The organism is Halobacterium bonnevillei, from assembly GCF_009831555.1.
Lineage (GTDB): Archaea > Halobacteriota > Halobacteria > Halobacteriales > Halobacteriaceae > Halobacterium > Halobacterium bonnevillei.
The window spans coordinates 1-21,814 of record NZ_WUUU01000036.1 but is presented as its reverse complement, the minus strand read 5'-3'; the positions used below and the strand labels follow the sequence as shown (position 1 = coordinate 21,814).

The 21,814-nt window shown below is 55.3% G+C and carries 14 protein-coding genes and 1 pseudogene; 8 read left to right on the top strand and 7 right to left on the bottom strand.

The features are described 5' to 3' along the window. Positions 1-41 precede the first annotated feature (41 nt). Positions 42-4,463, top strand: a complete 4,422-nt coding sequence (locus GRX66_RS06710; protein ID WP_159525861.1) for an ATP-dependent helicase — start codon at positions 42-44, stop codon at positions 4,461-4,463. 192 nt (positions 4,464-4,655) lie between these two features. Here GRX66_RS06710 and GRX66_RS06705 read toward each other — a convergent pair whose 3' ends face one another. Next, positions 4,656-5,888, bottom strand: coding sequence for an MBL fold metallo-hydrolase (locus GRX66_RS06705; RefSeq protein WP_159525862.1), 1,233 nt, complete (start codon positions 5,886-5,888; stop codon positions 4,656-4,658). Between the two features lie 1,021 nt (positions 5,889-6,909). On the opposite strand from GRX66_RS06705, the gene GRX66_RS06700 reads away from it, so the two are divergent. After that, a complete protein-coding gene (locus GRX66_RS06700; protein ID WP_159525860.1) occupies positions 6,910-7,281 on the top strand; it encodes a hypothetical protein in 372 nt (123 codons plus the stop codon). A 42-nt stretch (positions 7,282-7,323) separates the two neighbouring features. On the opposite strand, the gene GRX66_RS06695 is transcribed toward GRX66_RS06700, so the two are convergent. From GRX66_RS06695 to GRX66_RS20740, 4 genes and pseudogenes are all read right to left on the bottom strand, one after another. Then, positions 7,324-7,920, bottom strand: a complete 597-nt coding sequence (locus GRX66_RS06695; RefSeq protein WP_159525859.1) for a hypothetical protein — start codon at positions 7,918-7,920, stop codon at positions 7,324-7,326. 37 nt (positions 7,921-7,957) lie between these two features. Further along, on the bottom strand, positions 7,958-11,125 hold the full coding sequence (locus tag GRX66_RS06690) for a UvrD-helicase domain-containing protein (RefSeq protein ID WP_159525858.1): 3,168 nt from the start codon (positions 11,123-11,125) through the stop codon (positions 7,958-7,960). Between the two features lie 83 nt (positions 11,126-11,208). Beyond that, positions 11,209-11,871 carry a hypothetical protein gene (locus tag GRX66_RS06685; RefSeq protein ID WP_233745346.1) on the bottom strand — a complete coding sequence of 221 codons (663 nt, stop codon included), beginning with the start codon at positions 11,869-11,871 and terminating at the stop codon, positions 11,209-11,211. Between the two features lie 126 nt (positions 11,872-11,997). Beyond that, positions 11,998-12,141, bottom strand: a pseudogene (locus GRX66_RS20740) (TFIIB-type zinc ribbon-containing protein); the annotation flags it as partial. A 423-nt stretch (positions 12,142-12,564) separates the two neighbouring features. Here GRX66_RS20740 and GRX66_RS06680 point away from each other — a divergent pair. Next, positions 12,565-14,877, top strand: coding sequence for an ATP-binding protein (locus GRX66_RS06680; RefSeq protein WP_159525856.1), 2,313 nt, complete (start codon positions 12,565-12,567; stop codon positions 14,875-14,877). Positions 14,878-14,919: 42 nt separating this feature from the next. Here the strand turns inward: GRX66_RS06680 and GRX66_RS06675 are convergent, their stop codons facing one another. Beyond that, on the bottom strand, positions 14,920-15,189 hold the full coding sequence (locus GRX66_RS06675; protein ID WP_159525855.1) for a hypothetical protein: 270 nt from the start codon (positions 15,187-15,189) through the stop codon (positions 14,920-14,922). Positions 15,190-15,308: 119 nt separating this feature from the next. Between GRX66_RS06675 and GRX66_RS06670 the strand changes: the two genes are divergently transcribed. Together GRX66_RS06670 and GRX66_RS06665 are read left to right on the top strand one after the other, a co-directional pair. Next, entirely contained in the window at positions 15,309-17,459 is a 2,151-nt protein-coding gene (locus tag GRX66_RS06670) for a queuine tRNA-ribosyltransferase tRNA-guanine transglycosylase (RefSeq protein ID WP_159525854.1), read from the top strand. Continuing rightward, positions 17,459-18,166 (top strand): hypothetical protein, encoded by a 708-nt coding sequence (locus GRX66_RS06665; protein ID WP_159525853.1) that lies wholly within the window; start codon positions 17,459-17,461, stop codon positions 18,164-18,166. Before GRX66_RS06670 ends, GRX66_RS06665 begins: the two co-directional genes overlap by 1 nt. Here GRX66_RS06665 and GRX66_RS20735 read toward each other — a convergent pair. Further along, the gene (locus GRX66_RS20735) at positions 18,163-18,411 is read right to left on the bottom strand and encodes a winged helix-turn-helix transcriptional regulator (RefSeq protein WP_394351512.1); all 249 of its coding nucleotides are present in this window, start codon (positions 18,409-18,411) and stop codon (positions 18,163-18,165) included. The genes GRX66_RS06665 and GRX66_RS20735 overlap by 4 nt on opposite strands. Before the next feature lie 163 nt (positions 18,412-18,574). Between GRX66_RS20735 and GRX66_RS06655 the strand changes: the two genes are divergently transcribed. Genes GRX66_RS06655 through GRX66_RS06645 form a run of 3 tightly spaced genes read left to right on the top strand, consistent with a single transcriptional unit; the run spans position 18,575 to position 21,694 of the window. Then, on the top strand, positions 18,575-19,615 hold the full coding sequence (locus tag GRX66_RS06655) for a tRNA-guanine transglycosylase (protein WP_159525851.1): 1,041 nt from the start codon (positions 18,575-18,577) through the stop codon (positions 19,613-19,615). Beyond that, positions 19,612-20,514, top strand: a complete 903-nt coding sequence (locus GRX66_RS06650; protein WP_159525850.1) for a hypothetical protein — start codon at positions 19,612-19,614, stop codon at positions 20,512-20,514. Before GRX66_RS06655 ends, GRX66_RS06650 begins: the two co-directional genes overlap by 4 nt. Beyond that, a complete protein-coding gene (locus GRX66_RS06645; protein WP_159525849.1) occupies positions 20,507-21,694 on the top strand; it encodes a BREX system ATP-binding domain-containing protein in 1,188 nt (395 codons plus the stop codon). The genes GRX66_RS06650 and GRX66_RS06645 overlap by 8 nt, the downstream gene beginning before the upstream one ends. Positions 21,695-21,814: the final 120 nt, after the last annotated feature.

Genomic DNA, 21,814 nt, shown 5'->3' with positions numbered 1-21,814 from the left:
CAAGTGCGATTGGCCAGTTCTTCCGTCTCCAGAGCTGTCCCATGTATCTGCAATGGGAGTACGATGATGACGCGCAGGACCGGATCGAAGCGCGTGACTGGTCCCCGGCCTCGGTCAACCCTGTGCTGACAGGGGAAGGTGACAACTTCGAGTTCGAGCAGTTAGAGTATCTCGTCGACGAGGCGGATGCAGTCTTCGGCCTCGACGACACAGACACCAGTGGCACAGCTGTTGAGTTTACCCGTACCTGGGAAGACGACGGCGACACCGGCCGCGACGAGGTTCAGTCGGTCATCGCAGACGTGGCGAACTCCGAGCTCGGGACGACAGTCATCCATCAGCCCCACCTGTCCGGCCAGATCGGGGCATACCCGGTTGGCGGGAAGGCGGATGCTCTCCTACTTGAACCGACGGACGACGGGCTTGCCCCGACACTGTACGAGATCAAGTCCTCAAGCGAGCAGAAGGTCCACCACCGATACCAGGCCACCATCTACGCCATCCTCCTGGAACAGTACCTGGACGCCAACGACGATGCAGCCGTACCGGACTCGATCCCGGTCAAGATTATCACACCGGAGAACAACCTCGATGACGGCGGTCCGGACGGGTTCGACACAGCGCCGTACCAGGCGAAGTTGGAGCTCAAGCTGGGCGACGGCGGGTCGTTCGACCAGACCATCCTCGACACAGATTTCGAGCAGACGACGAATCGCATCGCCCGACGCTGCTCGGGATGCGAGTACGAACCGTTCTGCGTCACCTTGGGCGCGGAGAACAAAGGACTCGAACTGCTGGGTTTGCAGGCAGGGACGCAGCAAGCGCTTCACGAACTCGGGATCACCGATATTGAGGACTTCGCAACGTTGTTCGAGCATGACCCTGAAGGCGGTGTTCACTGGGACTACGGCGGGTTGACACCCCAAGATGAGAGGTTGACGCAACGAGTCCGGCAGGAAGCAGACATCACGAATCTGCAGAAACGGGCGCAGATCGCGTACCGGTTCCTCGCCGAAATCGACGACGACTATGGCCGTGATGGCCCGGACTACTTCGCCCACCCGCTCCGCGGCACAGGGAACGCCCTGCCGCAGGACGCCCACGGCGAGTTCAATGTTGATTGGGACGCCTGGGGTGGGCCTGACTATCCGTCCGAATCCTTGGTCCGGGTCTACCTCTACGTCCAACAGGACTTCGCCCAGGACCGGGTCACCCTCCTCAGCGCATACATCGAGTGCTCTCTGTCCGGCCGCAGCGGGACGGTAACGGAGCTACCCAATGGTCTCCCCATCGAAACCGGTGCAAAACAGGCTGAGGAAAACCGGTTGTTCTCCCAGTTCTTCGAGCAGTTAGCTGACGAGGTTGACCGCGTCTCCCCAGACTGGTCGAACCACCCCCACATCGATATCGACCTCGACGACGACCACGGCTTCCTCCACCTGTACCTCTACAGCGATACACAACGGGACGCGTTGATGGACGCGATCCGCCGCCATCCAACGGCGGAATGGCAGCGCCCGATCCGTACCCTGCTGGGTCTCCGTCCCAGCATCGACCAGGAAATGGTGTCCCTGATGCAGGAGGACTTCCGGCGACGGTGGGCGCTCCGGTTCCCCGGGCTGGGATCGGTCCAAAGCGTCGGCCACTTCCTGTGGAACGGCGACTTTTTCGACTGGCGGGCACCCGTCACCGCCCTCGACGACGATGCACTGCGCGACGAAGACGAGATCGAGGAAATCAGTGACGACGGGTTCGTTCAACTGCATCGGATCTTCGAGGCAGGGCTGTTCGACGGCACAGTCCGCTACTATCCCGGCCCGAACCTGGACCACAGCCAGCAGGAACCAGCGTGGACACCGGACGACCGCCGAATAGGACGACACATCTACCCGGTGCAGTACCGGGAAACCGACCAGATCCCGATCGAATACATCTGGGGCCGCCACGACCGCCTCGACCGTGACCTGGCTGACAACCCTGACGACCTCGATCCCTACCTCACTCGGACACCCGACTCCGACAACCCCATCACAGATACGGACCTGACCTTGCTCGCGCAACGGTTTGCACGGTCCTCCCACCACATCGAGCGGACGATCGAAGAAACTGATAAACTGGCGAACGACCAGTTCGTCACGAAAGAACCGATCGAGCTCGCGGAGTTGGCCGACTTCTCGTTCGCACCCCGCAGCTTGGATGACGTCTGCATCGAATACCAGCGGTTGGAGTACCAGACCACGAAGAAGAACCTGGAGGACTACTACCGGCAACCGTTGGAAGAACGGGTCGACTCCGGATCCTCTCTCCTCTTCGAATGCACCAACGTCGATACCGATGATCACATCATCGAGGGACAGTTGCTGCTCAGTAACCGGGATGAATACGACCCGGGCGTCCACGACGGCCTGACCGGTGGTGCAATCTCGGTCACTGACGATGACTTCATGGTCCTGACCCGGTTAGACGACCAGGGCGACCGGCCGGAAGCCTACCGGTTAGATGACCCAGACGATCCCAGCTCGATCGGGAACTCAACCACTGTCATCATCTCAAATATCGACGAGGGGGACGGCACGATAACGATTGCGGGCACCTTCCACTGGGGATGGCCGTACTGGGGCGAGTATACGGTCAGACACCGCGGCTGGTCAAACGACCCAGCCGACATCGACGCGGAGTGGGAAACGTACGTCGCCGAAGGTGAACAGTACGTCCTCGACCCGAACTTCGATCAAATCCCGCAGGAACGTGCCTTCGAATCCCTGCAACACGCGTTCGATGCTCCAGTGCGACGGTGGCTCCGCCAGATCTACAACGGCCGCCGCGACGCCATCCCGATCGACCACTGGAATGAGGATGACATTCAGGAGTACATCCAGTTGATGGCGGTGACCGTGGGATGGCAGCGACCGAACACAGCACAACGCGACTTGGTAGAGGACGTCGACAACGGCCTGGTTATGCTGCAAGGTCCGCCAGGCACCGGCAAAACCAAATTCACCGTCGCACCCACCCTGCTGAGCCGTGCCTCTGCAGCCATCAACCAAGGCCAGCCGTTCCGCGGTGTCGTCTCCGCCGTCTCCCACACCGCCGTCAACGAAGCCCTGGAAGGCACTATCGACCTCGACAGCGACTGCCCGCCTGGAACCGGCCAAGACGAGGTCGCGTTCATACGGGTGATGTCGAGTGCAGGGCAGAGCATCAACGATCCCCGTGTCGAGACGATTAACTACAACGCGGACGACAACACCGCTCAATTAGAGGATCTGTACGACCGGTACTTCGCCGACAGCCGGGACACCAGCAACCGTGTCGTATTCTTCTCTACACCGACCTCGCTGCGGGGCTTGTTCAACCGGATGACCGACCGGGTTGATGACTTCGACTACGACGAGATCGAAGACTTCCTACAATCCCAGGACTCCTCGCCGTTCGACCTGGCGGTCGTCGATGAGGCCAGCATGATGGACCTTCCCCTATTCCTCCTCGTCGGGTCATACGTCGATTCGAACGGCCAGCTCATCCTAGTCGGCGACCACCGCCAGATGCAGCCCATTCAGAAACACGACTGGGAAGAGGAAGACCGCGAACCCATCGAACAACACGTCCCCTTCCTCTCGGCACTGGACTTCATCCGCTATCTCCGCGGTGAGACCGAACTCGAGTATTTTGACCGGCCCGTTGAGGTCCCGGACGATCCCGACGAAACCTTGCCTGTCCACCGCCTCAACGTCACCTACCGCCTCCCCCAGGAGTCGGCGGACATGCACACCGACCTGTTCTACGAGGACGACGACATTGACCTTGAAAGCCTCAGCAACAGCGACGAAATCCCCGAGGTGGACGGCCCAGCCGCCAACATCCTGAATACCGATGATCGGGTGACGTTGCTGGTCCATAACGAGAATCAGTCTCAGAAGACGAACGCCGTGGAGCAGGCACTGATCGCCGAACTACTCAACGCCGTCAACATCCATCCGCCGGACGAGGAAGAGCCAGCCGATGATGCGGTGACGGCGGGCGTCGTCGTCCCGTTTCGCGCGCAACGCCGTGATGTCGTCGGCTTTGTTTCGCCGGATGCAGCGGTCGACACGGTGGAACGGTTCCAAGGCGGAGAACGCGATTTGATGGTCCTTTCGATGACCGCCTCCGACCGCGGCTACATCAGCCAGATCAGTGAATTCCTTCTTGAACCCAACCGGTTCAATGTCGGCGCAAGCCGCATGAAACAGAAAGTTGTCATCATCGCCTCAGCCGGCCTCTTCGAAGAATCCAGCGATGACGTCGCGATTTTCGAAGAACAGAAAGCCTGGATCAACTTCTACCAAGCTATGGGCAATCACGACGACGAATTCGACACATACGAACTTGAAGACCTAGTCAGCTCAGACACAGCAGACGAATTCCTCAACCCCAGCCACCTCGACGAACCCATCCGCATGTACTCCGGCTACCAGCGATGACCCCAGTCAGATCGGGATGTCCAATAGGAGTAGGTCGGCGTCGCTATGTCTGTCGCCCACTGCCTGAAAAGACGGCTCAGTCGCAAAGGTGAGTTTGCTATCGCGTTCTTCAACAGTTACCCATCTTTTCCCGGCTCAGTCTACGCCGGCGAATGTACCCATACAAGTCGAAACTTAGTCTGGGTTGATTATTCAAATAGTCTGTTCAGAGCCGATTTCGGGCGCGGTCGCTTCAATGCCGGCCTCCCGAAGTTCAGTAGCAAACTGCTCGCAGCGGTCGCCGTGGTTCACGAGTACCGTGGTGTCCCGATAGGAATCGAGGAAGTCAAGCAACCCATCGCGGTCGGCGTGCGCGGAGAAATCGTACTGTTCGACTTGGGCGCTTACGGGCATCACTCGACCGTCGATCTCAGCACTCCCCGTCTCGATGAGGTCTCTTCCAGGAGTTCCTTCGACCTGATAGCCGGTCATCGTGATCTTGTTCACCGGATTGGACCGTATTTCGGGGATGTAGGTCATAGCGGGGCCACCAGACAGCATTCCACTGGTGGTGATGATCGCGGCCTTCTGGTCGGTGATGCGCTTGCGTTGCCCATCGCGACCGGTGACGAATCGGGCGTGCGACTTCGCCTGCCGAAGCGCGTCGGCGTCGCGGACGAATTCGGGGTATTGTCGCAGCATCTCGGTGACTTGCTTGCCCAACCCATCGACGTAACACGGAATGTCGTACTCATCGCAGATGAGCAGCATCTCTTGTGTCCGTCCGATGGCGAACGCGGGGACGACGACCGTACCCCCCTCCCAGAGCGTCGTATTGACGCTCTCTGCGAATTGTTCTTCGACGTTGATCCGATCCTCGTGTTCCACGTCGCTGTACGTGCTCTCACAGATGACGACGTCTGCGTCAGGTCGGGCCGTGGTCCCTGTGACGAGACGCTGATCATCGGTATGGAAGTCGCCAGTGTAGAGAAGTCGAGTGTCCCCATCGTCAACGAGGACGTGCGCGCTCCCGGGAATGTGGCCTGCGTTGTGGAACGTGATTTCGTGTCCCGCGGCCTCAAACGTCTCCCGGTAGCCGTGAGTTTTCGAGACTTCTGTGACGCGTTTGACGTCGTTCTGGGTGAATGGGCAGTTGTACGTCCCGCCGTGGAGTTTGAGCGTGTCGCGTGCGAGCGTTAGTGCGAGCTCGTACGTTGGCGGTGTCCAGTGGATTGGTGGTCGATTGCTCCCCGAGAGGAGTGCAGGAATTACACCGACGTGATCGAGATGACCGTGAGAGACGACGACCGCATCGGGCTCCGGGGTCTCCACCGGAAATTGTGGGGGGTTGCCAGTCAGAATACCAAAATCGAGAAGAAGAGAGTCGTTCACGAGGATGGCACTCCGGCCGACCTCGCGAGCACCCCCAAGAAACTGGACGTCCATCATCGGAATTACTGTCTCGAGACGTTTCGACTCATCGGTTCGTTCTAGCGGTCAAAGTACAACGCCGATCCAACATGACTACCAACCTGATGACAATAGCAGTCTAGAACAGTCCCTTCAGTACAATAAATAATTAGACAGTATGTCTCTTCGGACGACCTGACAAGACGAACCAACGGATGGCGATGGCGGGGGTGGCAAAATTATACTCTCGCTATACTCCAATATATTCACTCAGAAATCAACTGGCTGAAAAATATACAAGCTCTTGAATAGTCAGTTTGTGTAGGTTCATTCTCTCGGTATATATTATATTTATATCCTACTGCTTGCTTGCGATTCAACCTATAACTATGATCTCGCTATAATTCTCTATCAAATTCCAGTCATTTCCTCCCGAGTGGCCAGAACTAATCTGATAAAAATTTAACCAGTCATTTCAGGAAGCATGGATTTGTCTCGTTACGTAACTAATAGTGGTCGTGCCATCCCACGATTCACCTCAGAATTATACTCTCAGTATATTCTACAGTCGCTTTTCGTATGCTTTCAGTGGGCAGTTTGAGTGCCGAACTCCACGCGAGGCGAAGAAAAAGAATCTAGAGGAGTTATAGACTCTCTAAAGCTATTAGAAACTGTCCTGTAGAAATGCGCCAAAGCCACCGATTTACGGGACAGATTCTAAGGCTCTTATTTACCCTCTAAGAAAATCTAAGCGCGTTTCCACTCCCAAATACACCCCATAATAGGTGGGTTTGCGTCCGTAATAACCCCACCCTATTCGCCATTGAGGCTACGATCGTGCATCAGTCGCCGATAGACTACATCTTCAAACGCCGGTGGGGCTGTATTCAGACATTGGTCACTGATTGGTAGAAACAATACTTTGACAGACTGCTGATTCCAAGACCAGCATAGATCGCTGACTCGGAAGACAGCCCTCTTCCCTAGAACAGTGATATAATTGAGCATCCTATCGGGGTATTATCTATACCTTCGCCAGTTCTACCAGAGACTGCTCATGACAGAACAATCTGTGCCAAGAAGCACTTGTCTTCCAAGTGCTATGACGATGGTCTTGGAACGCCGTAGTGATATTCTGAAGCAACAGTGGGAAGAACGGCTCTCTAACGCCTCTAATCCTTCTGAAGAGGAACATGCTCGTCAAATGCTAGATGCTGTTGATTCATTTCAGGAGGAGCATTCGGATCCTGCCAAATGTGTTGTCTGTGGAAACACCGCGGTTTCAGGGACATCGATTGTAATTGATGGCAGTAGTCGAACAGTCTGGTTTTGTGAATCCTGCCTGGGTCGAGTCGAAGAAATCGTTGAAGGGCGCTCTGACTCGCTTCTTGAACTTCTGAGCGAGGAACTCGCCGATCAATCTCACTAGATCAGTAGCTAAGGCATGACCCGAGGTATGCGCCGACGTGGACTACCGAAGTTCTCTCTCGAAGCCGATGTTCTGACGCATATCCAGTAACTCTTGGAAGTATTCGGTCGATTGTATCTCATCGTATAGACGTTCTAACGTCTTCATCTCGTCATTGACGTATTCCTCAATCTCTTCATAGTTCCCCTGCTCGTAGAGTTCTACCATCTCACTTCCGTCAGCAGGCGAGCTGGTGCCGAGAAGTTCGTCTCGCCATGCTTCGAAGGGTACCATATCGGCCCCGAGCAGTTGAGCGAGGTCTAGGTAGGAGGGACCGTGAGCAAGGTTACTCCAGACGAAATCTGGGCCAGCGCGCAACTTTTCGAAAACGCCAGTTTCGTAGCATCTAACTACCAGAAACGGCAAGTCAAAATCCGTCACTCGGTAGCCAACACGGAGTGGGCCGCCACTTTTCCGATGCCAGCGAATGTCCTTCCAGTCCATTAGGAAGGCAAAGATCAGATCGCGTTCGTTTTCGTACTCCCACCGCTTATAGACGTGAGTTGCGCTCGTTTCGCTATCACGATACTGGATAGTGATGATCTCGTCACTAAACGGGTTCGTACCTGTGGATTCCAGGTCTGGACCGAATATCGTCACAAGACTACACTGCTATGAGACCACAAAAGGCGTAGGGTCAGTCGAGATCCACCGCGGGGCAGTCGTAACGGAACTCACAGTCGGCGCAGGTCTGTTCACCTGGAGACTCACTAATGTCGGACCAGCCGTCCCGTTCTCGCACTTGTTCGATCTCCTCGACGGTGTCCTTGAAGCGGTCCAGAGCATCGTCGACAGTAGCGGGGTCGAACTCTACCGTCAGCTTCCCGTCTTCCGGGTTCTCTTCGTTGACGAAGTAGATGACCCCCGTGTCGGGATACTCACCGTGCTTCTGGTGGTAGAGCGTCGCGTAGACGAGCAACTGTTCACGGAAGTCCGAGAGGAGGTCATCATCTTCGTCTGGCCGCTCTGACGCCTTGTAGTCGCACACACGGGTTTCACCAGTATCCTCGTCGACGAGGACGTCCACGACGCCGTTCAGGACGTAGTCCTCGGTGTCGTGGCGGAGAGTACACTCGGTGTCGCGAACTTTGGGATACAGCGAAGGTCCGATCTCCTCGTTGAACTCACGAAGGTGGTCGAAGACGGCGTCGGCGATGTCTCGACCGACGGGGAAGATGCGCTGTTCGCGCAGAGCCTCTACCGACTCGTCGAAATACTCGCGCAGTTCGTCTTCAGACGGTACTTCACCCCCGTCGACCCCCTCGATGTCACCGCTGAAGTGGCGATGTGCACGATCTAACGTTCGATGAACGACGAGTCCGGCGAACATCTGGGCTGCCCCAGTGCCCTCGAAGTTGTATTCGCGGACGAAGCCATACTGCCGCTGACATCGCCGGAACGCTAAGATGTCGGCAACCACGCTGTACTGACGTTTCGGGTCACCGTGCGAGAGGTCCCCAACTGACGTTGAGAGATCCGTGACTTCGTCAGCCTCTCGAGCTACCCGGTCTGGGTAGAACCACCAGAGGTCGAGAGGTGTCCCGTCGTTATCGTATCCCAGAGAGGGGATAGCACTGTCACCGGGGGCGAAGTCGTCTTGTTCCCCGAGTAGGACCAGTGTGTCGACGGCGCGCGAGTGTGCAACGTAGAACTGGCGGACTAGGTCCCTTGCCGCCCGTTCGTCTGCTGACGCTGGAGCACGGCGTTCACCGAACGGGCCGAGCGTGTCTTCGATCCAGTGTGAGGTGCCGGACTTGGGCTCTTGGTCGAGGCTCCCCACGAATGTGACGGGGAACTCTAGTCCCTTCGCTTGATGGACCGTCATTACCTGTACGTGGCCTTCTGGGATCTGGTCATGTACCTCCTCAGGGTCGTCGAGATCGGCGCTGTTGAGGTATTCGAGGAACTGCCAGTAGAAGCCGCCAAGGAAACGCGTCGAGACGGTTTCGTACTGATCCCACGATGTCCGGCACAAGTTACGAGCCGTAGTGAGACCATCCGCAATGCTCTCGAAGGACTCCAGCAGGCTCGTCAGCTTGCCGATTCGCTTAGACCGGGTCGGATTGCGATCTGGTCCTTGTGTCCATCCCGAGATGGGGTCACTACCCCGAAGTTTGTAGAATACTTCGAGCAGCCCGATGTCCATCGGGTCACCAGGCTCTGATTGCCGGACTTTAGTGGCAATGGAGTCGATACGGTCTCGAAGCTCGCTGTCGGCGGGAACTCGCCGGTCGAAGGTCGTGAGCCAGTCGTTGACCGAGGGGTTCAGTTGACTGTCGTTCACGTTCTCGTCGAACCACTGGAGGTCTGGGTCGAGACACTGAATGAGCGACGCTAGAATGACCTGGATGTCGTCGTGTTGTAGGAACGCCTTGTTTCGCGGGTTGTAGAACGGGATACCCCGATCTTCGAGTTCCCGGACGCAGCGGCCGACTAGTGTTGGGTCGGAATTCCACGGCTTACGCTCGCGCGTGCTGTGCGTGAGAAGGGCTACCTGACTGTAGTCCTCGATGTAGCCTTCCTCGTGCATTCGCTCGACCGCATCAGCGAAGGCCCGAGCAGTGCTATCCTCGGTATCGCCCGGGAGGCAAGTCACGTTCGGATGCTGCGTGCTCGGGCGGGCGGGCCGCATCGGTTCTTTACCGTCGGCACGTGCGCCTGGAGCCTGCATCGGCGGGTGGTACCCGATAAAGCGGTTGATCCACTGCACGATCTCGGGACGAGAGCGATAGTTGTGCCGTAGCTGGATGGTCGGGATTTCGCTCTCAGGGACGCCGAGGCGACGCTCGGCTCGCTGCGGAAATTCGATGAGGGCGTCGACAGTTGCACCACGGAAGCGGTAGAGTGACTGGTCGTCGTCGCCGACGACAGTCAGGCTCGGAACGTCCATTCGACTAGCGAGGTCGAAGTATATCGCCTCTTGAAGCGGGTTCACGTCCTGGTACTCGTCGACCAGAACGTGCTTGAGCGGGGGCAGGTCCCGAGACTCGCTTCCCGAGACAAACCGCTCACCAGCGGTACTGTCGAGGAAGTCTCGGAAGCGCTCTTGCACGGTCGTGAAGTCACATCGGGCAGATTCCACCAGGGACTCCTCGTAGTTCTCGCGCGCCTGTCCCAGACGGCGGAGAGCAGGGTGATCGGCTGTCTGGAGTGCGCCAGTATCGACTCGGTACTGCCCAATGCGGTTGAATAGGGTGGTCGCCGCGTCTGCGGCGAACACCTTTCGACAGCCCCCGTCAGAGTATGTCCACCGGATGACCTCGTCGAAGAAGTCCGTTTCACCGTCTGCGAGATAGTCGACGAAGTCACTCTCGCGTCGGATGAATAACTCCTGAGCGTCTTCGTCGAGAAGTTCGACGTCGGTGTACTCGTCCCACCGGTACTCCCGCATGATGTCACTGCATAGCTGGTGCAGCGTACCAACCCAGACCTCGCTCGCGTCGATAGCGCCTCCCACCCCGAATGCAGAGAGGCGATCGACGAGACGTTGCTCGAGGTTCTGTGCCGCCTTTTTCGTGAACGTCGTAAGTACGATGCTTCGCGGCGGCTCGCCGTCGACGAGTAGCCACTTCGCGACTCGTGCGATGCTCACTTCGGACTTCCCGCTGCCTGGTCCAGCGGTCACGTGCACGGGTCGATCACCCTCTCGGATAACCTGTCGCTGGCCGTCGTTGAACGACCAGTCGTCGTTGCCGGTCTCTTCACGCATCACGGCCTCGTAGGTCGCGATGAGGTGGTCAATACTCCACGCCCCGGGTGCCGGGGCGGTCGTTGCGTCAGTCGGGAGAGAGTTGTCACTACTCATGGTGGCTCACGGGCTCGCTCATCAGGGCGGCAACGCCCACCTGCCGCCGACGTGTGCAAACACGTTTCGCGTTAGCCGAGCTGTCAGTCGATTAGATGCTCTCGTCCAGTAACCCGGAGGAGGTTCTTGTAGTGTGTCCGAACACTTTTGACACAGACCTGCGCCGCCGACGCGATCTCCCGTTGATCTGGTCCGTCGCCTCGGATACGGCCGGCGGCGTAGAGTGCTCCCGAGACGACGCAAACAGGGTCCTTCCCGTGGACGCTGGTGGGTTCTGCGTCTGCCGCGGTGCTCAGGAGTTCCCGCGCCGTTTCCAGTAGGTTGTTGCTACTATCGATGTCCGACGCTATCCGTGGAAGGTACTCGCGTGGTTCTGGCACACCCCCCTGGATGTTGTACTCATCTTGCAGATCCTGTAGGGGCCCCCGGATGCTGCACTTCGATTCCTGAGTGACTTCTACGACCTTCACCATCGGAAGTGGGATTTCGGCCATACGCGCTGCCCCTATGACACACGCTGCCGCCATACGCTCGATGGACCAACCGTAGAGGACACCGTCCTTGGTGGCCCGCTTGAACAGCATAGCGGCTGTTTCCTCGACGTTCTCTGGGAGACCGAGGGCACTCCGAATCCGCTCTATCTCCAGGGAGCCAGCACGGATGCTCTTATCGGCCGAGGAGGCTGTCTGGGCCCGTTGGTGGTGTTTCTGCATCCGGCTGAACTGACGCTGGCGTTCGGCCGACATCCCCGGAGACCACGCGCCCCCTCGCCCTGGCGTACCGACGGTAGTCGATAACCCGTTGTCGTGCCGGGTCGGATCGCGTGGAGCGCCGACACGACTTCGGTCCTCGCCATCTTCGAAGTCCCGCCATTCAGGCCCGTGGTCTACTTGCTCATCGGCGATTACCAGCCCACAGCCAGTACAGACCTGCTCGGCACGCCGTTCGTCGTGGGTAATTCGATTCCCACACTCCGGACAGTTCTGCTGACGTTTTGGCACAGTCGTCGTGCTCATTGTTCTCCTCCTCGGTTCGTCGAACGACCGGCGTTGGTTCCGGGTTGCATCGTACCTCTAACTGATATTCGAGGCATTAAAGATTTACCGGTGGATGAAATGGCACTTACGGGCACACGCGTAACGTGTTATTCGGTAGTACGCTGACTTAGGAATACGAAAATAACTGAACGACCCCATAGACACTCCCTCGGTTAGGACACGGCCACACGACGCGTGTGTTAATCTCTAACTCGGCAGTTACGGGTGGTATCTCTAACTCGGCAGTTACGGGTGGTATCTCTAACTCGGCAGTTACGGGTGGTATCTCTAACTCGGCAGTTACGGGTGGTATCTCTAACTCGGCAGGAACAGATCGAATCGGTTCGCAAGTCCTCTCACGAGCAAACTTATATGCTATCACCCTCAAATAACTCGTAAGCCATGTCAAACGAGTCCTCTAACTCTGAATCGACCTCTGATAGGCCAGTAGCCAAGGTCTACCCATCAAAGAAATCTTACAAGTCAATTGCAGCAGACGTTGACGTCCCATCAGCTCTCGCGGAGCTCATCGATAATTCGAGGGACTCGGCCGCAATCCACGACATCGATCCCGTTGATGTCAAGATTTATTTCGACGACGAGGCGGGCGACCTCGTCTTCTCAGATACTGCTGGTGGTGTAGCCGAGGACGAGATGGGCGTTTTCCTGGGCCTTGGTCAAAGTAAGGACGTGCGTGCACAGGGGAGGAACATCGGGGCCTTCGGGATGGGTACTAAAAAGGCGTTAAACCACCTTGCTGATAGCTTCACTATTGCTAGTCGCCACATAGACGCCGAACAAGGCTGGAAGTACCATGTTGGTGAGTATTTCTTTGAAGAAGAAAATGAGGAGTGGGAATTCGAGATGGAGCCAGCCGACCTCGAACCAGGACAGACCGAACTCAGGCTTCACGAACTGACCTTTGACTGGCAAGATAAAGAAGAGAGCATACGCGAGAACCTCTCCCAGACGTACCAACGGTTCCTTGGAGAATCACACGAAACACCAGAACGACTTAATGTTCGCATAGGCGGTGAACCTCTCGAACCACCCGCCGATGCCACTTGGACATTCTCGCCTTGGCAGAATGGACTCCATCCTCGCAAGTTTACTGGGTTAGAGTTCACTAACGAGAAGTGGTCCGCACCTATTGAAGTTGAAATTACTGTCGGGCTTCTTCGCTCCAGTGACATCACCAATATCGAGTCTGGTACCGCCTTCTACTGCCAAGACCGGTTGGTTGAAGAGGGGTTAACGGGAGAAAAAGGCGGATTCGGCGTTGCTGGACTGAATAAATTCAATGCGGCCCAAGACAAACGGCTTCGGATAGAGATTGACTTCTATACCAAAGGAGATGCCGATGATCTCCCGTGGAATTCCGACAAGAGCCGAATCAGTCGAATGCACGAGGCTCTCTCGGGAGAGCAGGGCGTCTACTATTGGCTACGCCGAATGGCTGACCGCCACAAGAAAGTCGGCAAATACGGTGAAGCACCACCTTGGATTTTCACACCATATGATGCCGAGGACCCACACGCCGCTAATGGTGGTGAAATTGAGGACGTGAATATTGGGTCAAAGCAGCAGCGACTGAAACAGGGTAAGGTTGGCCAAGTTCGAATCCACCAGAAACCCGATAAGGATCTTTCCGACGTACACGCGATGGAGCGAGTCGTCGAGGCTCACGCTGCTCTAGGGATACGGTCTGAGAGAGTTGACTGGTTCGAAAGTTGGATGCTCCCTGCCTATCGTGAAGGTGTCTTCTCGGCCTTTAGAGACCGATATGACACGGACGATGAGAGCCTCGTTGAACTGCTGGACATCGATACTCTCAGCGAGATCGTTAAGGATGGCAAATTCGACAAGGAGGAGGTTCTAGCTGCACTCCACGAAGTTGATGAAGCACCTGACGGCAAATCCTCGCCTTGGGACGACGAGGAAACAATCGACGCGAAACTGTCTCAGATTGACGAGACTGCTGCATCAGACGCCAAGAAAGAGCGTCGACAGGAAGCTGCGGAAATCGCACCTTGGAAACGTCATCGCTACCAGTTCACCCTGCACGCGACTGCCGATGACTTAGGCGCTGACGTTGGAGAATTCGAAGTTATCGAAACCGATGAACAGCAGGAGCCCGCAGTAGAGCCCTCCACCGAGAACGGAGAGCAAGCGAGCAGCGTAGAAACTGAAGAAGGACAGCAACAGGCGACGACAGGAGCTCGTCAAGCTAATGAAAGCAAGCCAGAAACAGATGGGGAAGCACCCTTTGAACCTGTGGAATCGGAATCTGAGTCGCTAGACATCGATACCGAAACCCTCAGCAGCGACCCATCTGACACAACCACCGACAGTCAGGGGGCTCTTGAGGATACAGGAGCCTCGGATACGACTCCTACTTCGACGTCGCCACAATCGAGTACCTCTGCTGAACCAACCACTACCACATCGGCGACGGTCGAGGAAGATCGAGTTGCCCGTCAACTACGAGAACTTCGCGATGAGTACGACGAACTGCTTGATGACCTCGACATCGATCCCGATGAGGATCCCGAAGAATGGCTTCCCGAGCTAATGCAGGCTGCTGAACGTCTGAAACGCTTTGAATCGATGCTAAATGATGCCCCTGTCGAGGGAGACTCCTTCGAGGACCGCGTCGACGGGCTCCTCGAGAAGGCCAAAAAGTACGACCAGATGGTGTCTGTGGCCAACGAGTAAAACGACACTTACTTTCTTCCGTCTGGATTTAAATACGAATCTTCACTCTAACCGGCACACGACGGGGCCTGTGTCATTCTCTCTGCTACTAGCTGTAATCTCGCAAATGAACGTCTGTCCGTTTGGTGGCTCGACGATCGCACGGTCTTCGCCATCATTCACTACTGTCTCTCCTCCTTCGATTCGCCAGTCTGCATCTTCACGACACCACCAAGTGTACTCCTCGTCATCGGTCCCGAAATCCAATACACCATGCCCAATTCGAACGTACTTGACCCCTGTTAGGGTAGTTGGGCTCGTTATCTCGGTCATAGTGAAGAGTGAGAGCGTGCCATCATAGATATTGGTGTTGTGTAGACTCCCCACTGAGCCAGGATACCGGGTGTTTCAAATAATCTCGTACATAAATCAGTCGTGGTGAAGAAGAGTTCGTGAGGTTCTACGTACCTGACTGGGATGATCACGTTGACGCAGATTATGACTTCGTCTACGACGTCCACTCTCGCGTTGAAAACGGGAAGCGCGAGAATCTATTCCTATGGGACATCTTCGGGGACGACGAGCTCCCCGCAGATGGCTTACTCCTATCTCGGGACTCTGTAACTAAGAGTCCGGGACTCAAAAAGCGGCTCTACGAACACGGTATTTACGATGACCCTCGTCTTGATATGCCTGACTGGCTTCCTACTATCAGTGACTGTGGGGCCTGGGGATACCGAAAGCTTCCGTTCCCGCCCTACAGCCGCTCTGAACTATTGGATTTCTATGAACGGATTGGGGTTACAACCGGTGTAACCCTCGACCATGTCGCTTGGAAGGGGCCTGATCACGCTCGCCTGTATCTGAACGAGAATGCGTTCGATGACGTGTTCACGCCAGATGATTTGCCGGAATCCCTCCTTGGCGGTAGTGAGGCGGAAGTATTCATCACAGAATGGCCATCGAAGTGGCCCGAGAACGTGAGCGAATACGAGCCGAGTATCTACGATGCACCAGAGGCTCACCTGAACCCGTTCCGTGCAGAAGACTTCGAGGGGTCGGTTGGAGAGATATGCTCGCAGCTTCGGGATGATCCTCGAGCAGTTTATCGCCCGAATGATAACGAATTCCGCCAACATCTGACACTCGAAAACGCTGAGGCGATGTTGGAACAATATGACCCGGACAGGCACGATTTCCGCCTTATGGGTGCAGTCCAGGGCTGGGATCCAGAGAGTTACGCAGACGCAGCGGCTGCCACACTTGACTACGGGTTCGATTACATTGGTCTCGGCGGGCTCGCTGGTGCGTCCCAAGAGACCATCGAGAACGTCGTTTCGTCTGTCGGGGAAGAGATTGTCGCCTACGAGTTAGAATATCAAACACGAGTGGATGCACACGTCTTTGGGTTCGCCAAGAGCGGTGCCTTCGACACCATTCGTGATGCCGGTATCACCAGTTTCGACAGCGCGAGCATGTTAATCGCAGCATGGACTGGTGGCAAGAACTACCACTTGACTGAAGACCGTCGATATGACGCGCTACGTGTTCGCTATCCGAAGTCGACGGAATCCCGCCCTCGACAGATCGAAAAAGCGGTGCGAGCTCAAGAGATTCTCAGAGCACTGCGCGCGTATGATGCTGGCGAACCAATCGTTGAGGCAGTTGAGCAGTTCTATGACGAGGCCGAAGATACACTCAGAAAGACGGTCGCTTATCTCAAGGAACATCGTCACGAGGACGGCTACCAACACGGAAAGCTCACTCCAATAAAGAAGTATTTCCGTCGTAACTTCTCCCTGGCAGCAGAGTTCAAAGGAACAGTCGGTGAACCCGTCTGGCGAGAGCTTATGCATCTTCTCAGGGAGGACAATCCCGAAGACACAGAGGCGTTTGCCCGATACGAGCGGCTCCTTGAACCTGTTGAGAAGACTATCCAGTGGCGGCGGACCGAACACAACATGTATGGTGGTTCCTTGGGTGAGCCAGAGGCAGGAAGTCTCCAGGAGTTGAACCCACTCCTCGAGGAATATGCATCCTTCGTGGAGGATGACGATAACTTGGATAACTACCGCAAACTGCTGGAGGACCGTCCTTGGGAAGAGTGTGATTGCCCCCTATGCGAGAAGCATGGTATCGAGGTTGCAATATGGCGGGGGAACAACCGGAATCGTCGCCGGGGATTCCACAATATGTACCGCTTTAGCCGGGAGATGGCGAAAGACTTCCCAGAGATCCTGATATTAGCGCCAGTCACTGGTTCGGGCTCGGATCGGTGTGAAGATGCAATACAGGAAGCGAACCCAGAACTGTGGGACGCGGTACACGGTGCTGCCGCGATAGAAATTGCGGGGGAATTTTCTGGGGGGATCTATGAGTGGTGGGAGCGGCTCACTGCCTCGGAAGGCAATTCTCCAGAAGCAGTAGCTGCACAGTTCGACACCGTCCTCGCATATGACCCGGATGGGGCGCTGAACACGCTCGAGGCGCTTCGAACCACAGGATGTGAAGTAGAGACCTACGAGGATCCAGAAGCAGTAGATGAGGCGGTTAAGAACCGTCTTGGGTCATTAGAACAATCTGGACTGACGGAATTCCAATAATGCACATCCTCATCGTTGACCAGTGTTGTAAGCAGAAGGACTTCCCGGACGACTGTTCCGAGTTCGACCAGAAAGTCATCGATCAGAACTCGAGGGAAGACCTCATTAACCGACCGGACTCCTGCGGTATCCCCGCAAACGATCTCTATCAGGGCCGCCAGCAGCAAGCAATCAGTCGAGCAGTGAACACTCTTCGTGCCAATGGGCACTCTGTCGTCCGCCTCTTCGTCAGTGCTGGTTTTGGTATCGTTCAGGAATCGACCCCCCTCCCTCCATACAATGTCACGTTCAAGGGGATGGGGAAATCCGCAATCCGTGATCGGGCCGAGAAGCTACAGATGAGAACGGATCTTGCACGAATGATCTCAGATATTGAGCAGCCAGATGTTGTGTTCCTGCCGCTTGGAAGTGATTATCTCGAGGCAATTGAGTTAGAACAAGTGCTTGAAGCTCTACCTGATACGACGAATGTCGTCCTCTTCAACCAGGAGAGCCGAACCGAAGGTGAGGAGTTCCTTATTTCACTATCCGCGCGGAACCAGGACGCGAGTCAGTACGGTGTAAATGCCATCGAACTCAAGGGTCATTATATCGAGAAGTTCGCTTCACGAGTGGTGAATGAAGGGCCGCCAGATGATCCAGAGGATCTCGTTTCCTACTGCCGCGATGAGTTAACCTCTCAGACTGGTTTCGACCGTTTTAGCTAACGGGAAGGATCGTCTGACCCGCTAACCATTTCACACAGCATCTGTACATGTTGATACGCCTGTTCGCCCTTCTCACTCAGCCGGTACTCAACTTCTCTACCATCCCGCTCGTTGCGGATGACAAATTCATATTCGACTAAATTCTTGAGATGTCGTGAAACGACGTCTGTAGACGTTGATACCGACTCGACGAGTGAGGTGAAGTTCGTGGGGCCGTCCGATGCAAGTGCTTCTAATAGCTGCATCGCTCGCGTATGGCCGAGCACCTTGGCGAGAGTTTCGTAATCTTTCGGCACGAGCTGTAGGCCTCTTTCGCTGAAGTCGTAAGAAGCCTCTGTAATTGTAACTGATAGCTTTGTCTCGGCAAAGGATTTATGGGACAGCTGAGCTTATCGCATCCCAACGCAAATGCTGTACAGAGAGAGGACACTTTCCACGCAACATGGTTCGGTAAACACCCCGATCTTATTTCCGGTTCGTAATATCGGTACGCGTTCGCAGGACAACACTCCAGAGTACATCGGTGAAATCCCTGATCTCCCGACAGCGATGGTTAATGCACGTGCTATACGTGAAAGGGAGTCACAGTGGGAGAGATTGAAACAAGGAGCAGACTTCAGGGATGAACTGGGTGCCCCAGATGATGCGATCATCTTCGCCGATAGTGGGGGATTCCAGTTTCAGGAAGGACCTGGTGCTGTCGACACGACACCTGCTGAAACCCTTCGTACACAAGAAGAGATAGACGCCGACATTTATGGAACCGTTGACGTTCCCCTCTCGGAAGAGTGCGGTCCAGACGAGAGAAAACGGCGGATAGAACGCAGTACCGATTATGCCCTCGAAGCTAGCGATCAGCATTCCGGTGACTCGTTACTTTTCGCGAGCGTACACGGTTATGATCCTGAGGTTATCCAGAACACCCTCAAATACCTTGATCGACAAGGTGACTTCGACGGGTTCGCTCTTGGGAGCCTGGTTCCGATTGGTGGACAGTACGAGCGAGTAACCAATATAATCCTCGCGGCTCGCAAGGCCACGGATAAGCATCTCCACGTTTACGGACTAGGTGGATTTCTCTACCTTCCGCTCCTACTGTACTTGGGAGTTGATAGCTTCGACTCAAGTGCGTTCATCAGGAGTGCAAGCCATCGGCGATACTTGGTTCCTGGTTTCAGAGGGGAGATTCTTCGCAATATCAGCGAATTAGAGTACCTCCCATGTGGATGCCCCGTCTGTCGTGATCGCCCCCTCGACGACGTGCGCTCAGATCGAAATTTGCTCGTACAGCACAACCTCTGGGCGCTCACAATAGAATTACGTCGGTTTAGATACGCAGCCGCGTCCGATCGCGATATAGAATCCTACCTGCGACTGCGTTATCAAGGAAACGACGTCACGCTTCGGGCGTTCAAGACTGCGAAGCAACAGGTGCGTGGACTAGCATGACTGAGCAGCGTTCCTCGATACGTCCGGTGACGCTCCCCCGACTGTTTGAAGTGGCCGATACTGCGGTAGAATCCTCTACCCCTTCAGACATTGCATCTCGTCTCGACGTCTCGCAGAGGCGGGCTAATGAGGTTGTTGAGGCTGCCACACGAATTGGCTTACTGACTGAGCAGGACTGCTCACAGTTGGATGAATGTGGATACTGTACAACAACCGACGGGCAGGGTCTGTTACGCGCGGTTCGGCAGGAGGACTGGGAAGAAGTAAGTAGGGTTCTTCAAGAGGGGAGTCCGCATTATCACCGATTCCTGAATGTCGTCCATGATTTAGGACCAGCCTCACGTGAGACGCTACTGACAGCACTTCAAACGCGATCAGAAGAGAACTGGCTGACGTTCAACGAAACTAGTCTCGACGTGCTGTGTGATTGGGGAGAAAGACTAGGCTCGGTACAACGGAATTCCTACAGTGGCGATTATTATCCAGTATCTGACCCTATCCGTGGTTCAGAGATAATCGTGGCTGTTGAGGGGGTATACGAGGAACTAAACGAAACCGTTGGTGTAGCAATGAGCCGTCGCTCTATCCCTATTCCTGAGTTTCGTGAGCAACTCTGTGAAGAACTGAGGTGCTCACGAGCGGAGGCTGAGGAGGTTCTCGTCGACTTGAACCGGGCAAACGCTACTGTCGAACTTCAGGGTGCACCTATGGACACAGTCGCCAAAGAGGCACCCTATGGGACGAAATCAATCGAACTTGACGAGAAGGATGGGCTCATAACTGCAAACCAGACGTCTGAGCAGATTCTGACGGGGTTGCGTCTTGCAGGTCGCGAATACTATTACATCGCGATCCACGGATCGACTTCAAACCTTGACTTCCCACAGGACGATGACTGATTCAACACATTACACGCTCGATATTGACCACACGAACAGCCGGCTCAACTACAGCCAGTTTGGACTGGAGCTAAACCCATTCCCGTACAGCCCAGCCGCAAATGCTTCTCCAGACCTCTATTTCGGTCAGCCAGAAGTCGTACGCACGATCGAGCAGACTATTCGAAGTGCGTTAGAGAGCGAGAAATCACGTCACCTGGTAGTCACTGGTAGTTATGGAAATGGAAAATCACATACACTACGGTACGCTGAGTCACACCTTCGAGACAATCCCGATGCGTTCGTAGGTTACGTTCAACAGCCGGGCGAAGGACTGGCCGACCTTTATCGGGAATTTATGCATAACGTGACCCGAGACAGGGTTGAGGATCTGGTTTACGAGTACCTTGGAGAAATCATCAAGGACAGGACTGAGAGAAACTTCATCACAGCCGACATCACGAAGAACCTGATTGATGACGGGTCTGTTCTTCTCTCCGACCTTATTCCCGAAGCTATCGACCGCCTAAGCGACTTGACGCAGTACCCTGATTTCGCCCGCGCCCTCGTTCATCTGGTCTACGATGAAACCAGTCTGTATGCCTGGCAGTGGCTTACCGGCGAGGGAATCAGATATGAGCAGAGAAAGGATATGGAAATCCACAGTGCTCTGGATGAGGGGGCAGTCGTTCGGGCATTTACCGCCTTCACAAACCTGCTGCGAGCTTTAGATTTCAAGGGTGTATTCCTGTTTGTCGACGAATTCGAGCGGGTCGGTAGACTCTCCCCTACTGATACTCAGGCGGTACTGGGTGGGCTACGGCATCTTTTCGATCAGAACCCAGAAGGATTGTGCACGTTCTTTGGATGTGCACCAGAAGTGTGGCAACAAGTAGCAAGCGAGTATCACGCTTTTGCAGAAAGGATTGCTGAAGAAGTCTCCCTGCGACCACTCACTGTTGAGGAGGTTGAATCTCTCATCATCCAGTATCTCGAACTTGCTAGAGAGGACAATACGACCTCTGCATCTACGCCCTTTAGCGATGAAGCAATCGAAACGATACACGAGCGGTCAGATGGGAATATACGGCGAGTGCTGAGCATCAGTAGTCGAGCGCTCGACACAGCCGCTCGTCAGGGTCAATCCGAGATTGATTCTGAGACGGCCTTGTTGAAATCCTCAGTTGGTGATAGGTTTTAGGGGTCCTGCTGAATACATAGCGAGCACCTCATACACGCTACCATCGATTTACTACCGCACTGTTTGATGCATAGGTGAAGGACTCTGTTTAAGCACTCACACGAACTCTTCCTGTTCCGC

What these genes read in the sequence shown, in the direction of transcription:
- GRX66_RS06710 (WP_159525861.1), top strand. Translation starts at nt 42, where the DNA reads ATGTATCTGCAATGGGAGTACGATGATGACGCGCAGGACCGGATCGAA.
- GRX66_RS06705 (WP_159525862.1), bottom strand. Translation starts at nt 5,888, where the DNA reads ATGGACGTCCAGTTTCTTGGGGGTGCTCGCGAGGTCGGCCGGAGTGCC.
- GRX66_RS06700 (WP_159525860.1), top strand. Translation starts at nt 6,910, where the DNA reads ATGACAGAACAATCTGTGCCAAGAAGCACTTGTCTTCCAAGTGCTATG.
- GRX66_RS06690 (WP_159525858.1), bottom strand. Translation starts at nt 11,125, where the DNA reads ATGAGTAGTGACAACTCTCTCCCGACTGACGCAACGACCGCCCCGGCA.
- GRX66_RS06685 (WP_233745346.1), bottom strand. Translation starts at nt 11,871, where the DNA reads ATGTCGGCCGAACGCCAGCGTCAGTTCAGCCGGATGCAGAAACACCAC.
- GRX66_RS06680 (WP_159525856.1), top strand. Translation starts at nt 12,565, where the DNA reads ATGTCAAACGAGTCCTCTAACTCTGAATCGACCTCTGATAGGCCAGTA.
- GRX66_RS06675 (WP_159525855.1), bottom strand. Translation starts at nt 15,189, where the DNA reads ATGACCGAGATAACGAGCCCAACTACCCTAACAGGGGTCAAGTACGTT.
- GRX66_RS06665 (WP_159525853.1), top strand. Translation starts at nt 17,459, where the DNA reads ATGCACATCCTCATCGTTGACCAGTGTTGTAAGCAGAAGGACTTCCCG.
- GRX66_RS20735 (WP_394351512.1), bottom strand. Translation starts at nt 18,411, where the DNA reads ATGCAGCTATTAGAAGCACTTGCATCGGACGGCCCCACGAACTTCACC.
- GRX66_RS06655 (WP_159525851.1), top strand. Translation starts at nt 18,575, where the DNA reads ATGCTGTACAGAGAGAGGACACTTTCCACGCAACATGGTTCGGTAAAC.
- GRX66_RS06650 (WP_159525850.1), top strand. Translation starts at nt 19,612, where the DNA reads ATGACTGAGCAGCGTTCCTCGATACGTCCGGTGACGCTCCCCCGACTG.
- GRX66_RS06645 (WP_159525849.1), top strand. Translation starts at nt 20,507, where the DNA reads ATGACTGATTCAACACATTACACGCTCGATATTGACCACACGAACAGC.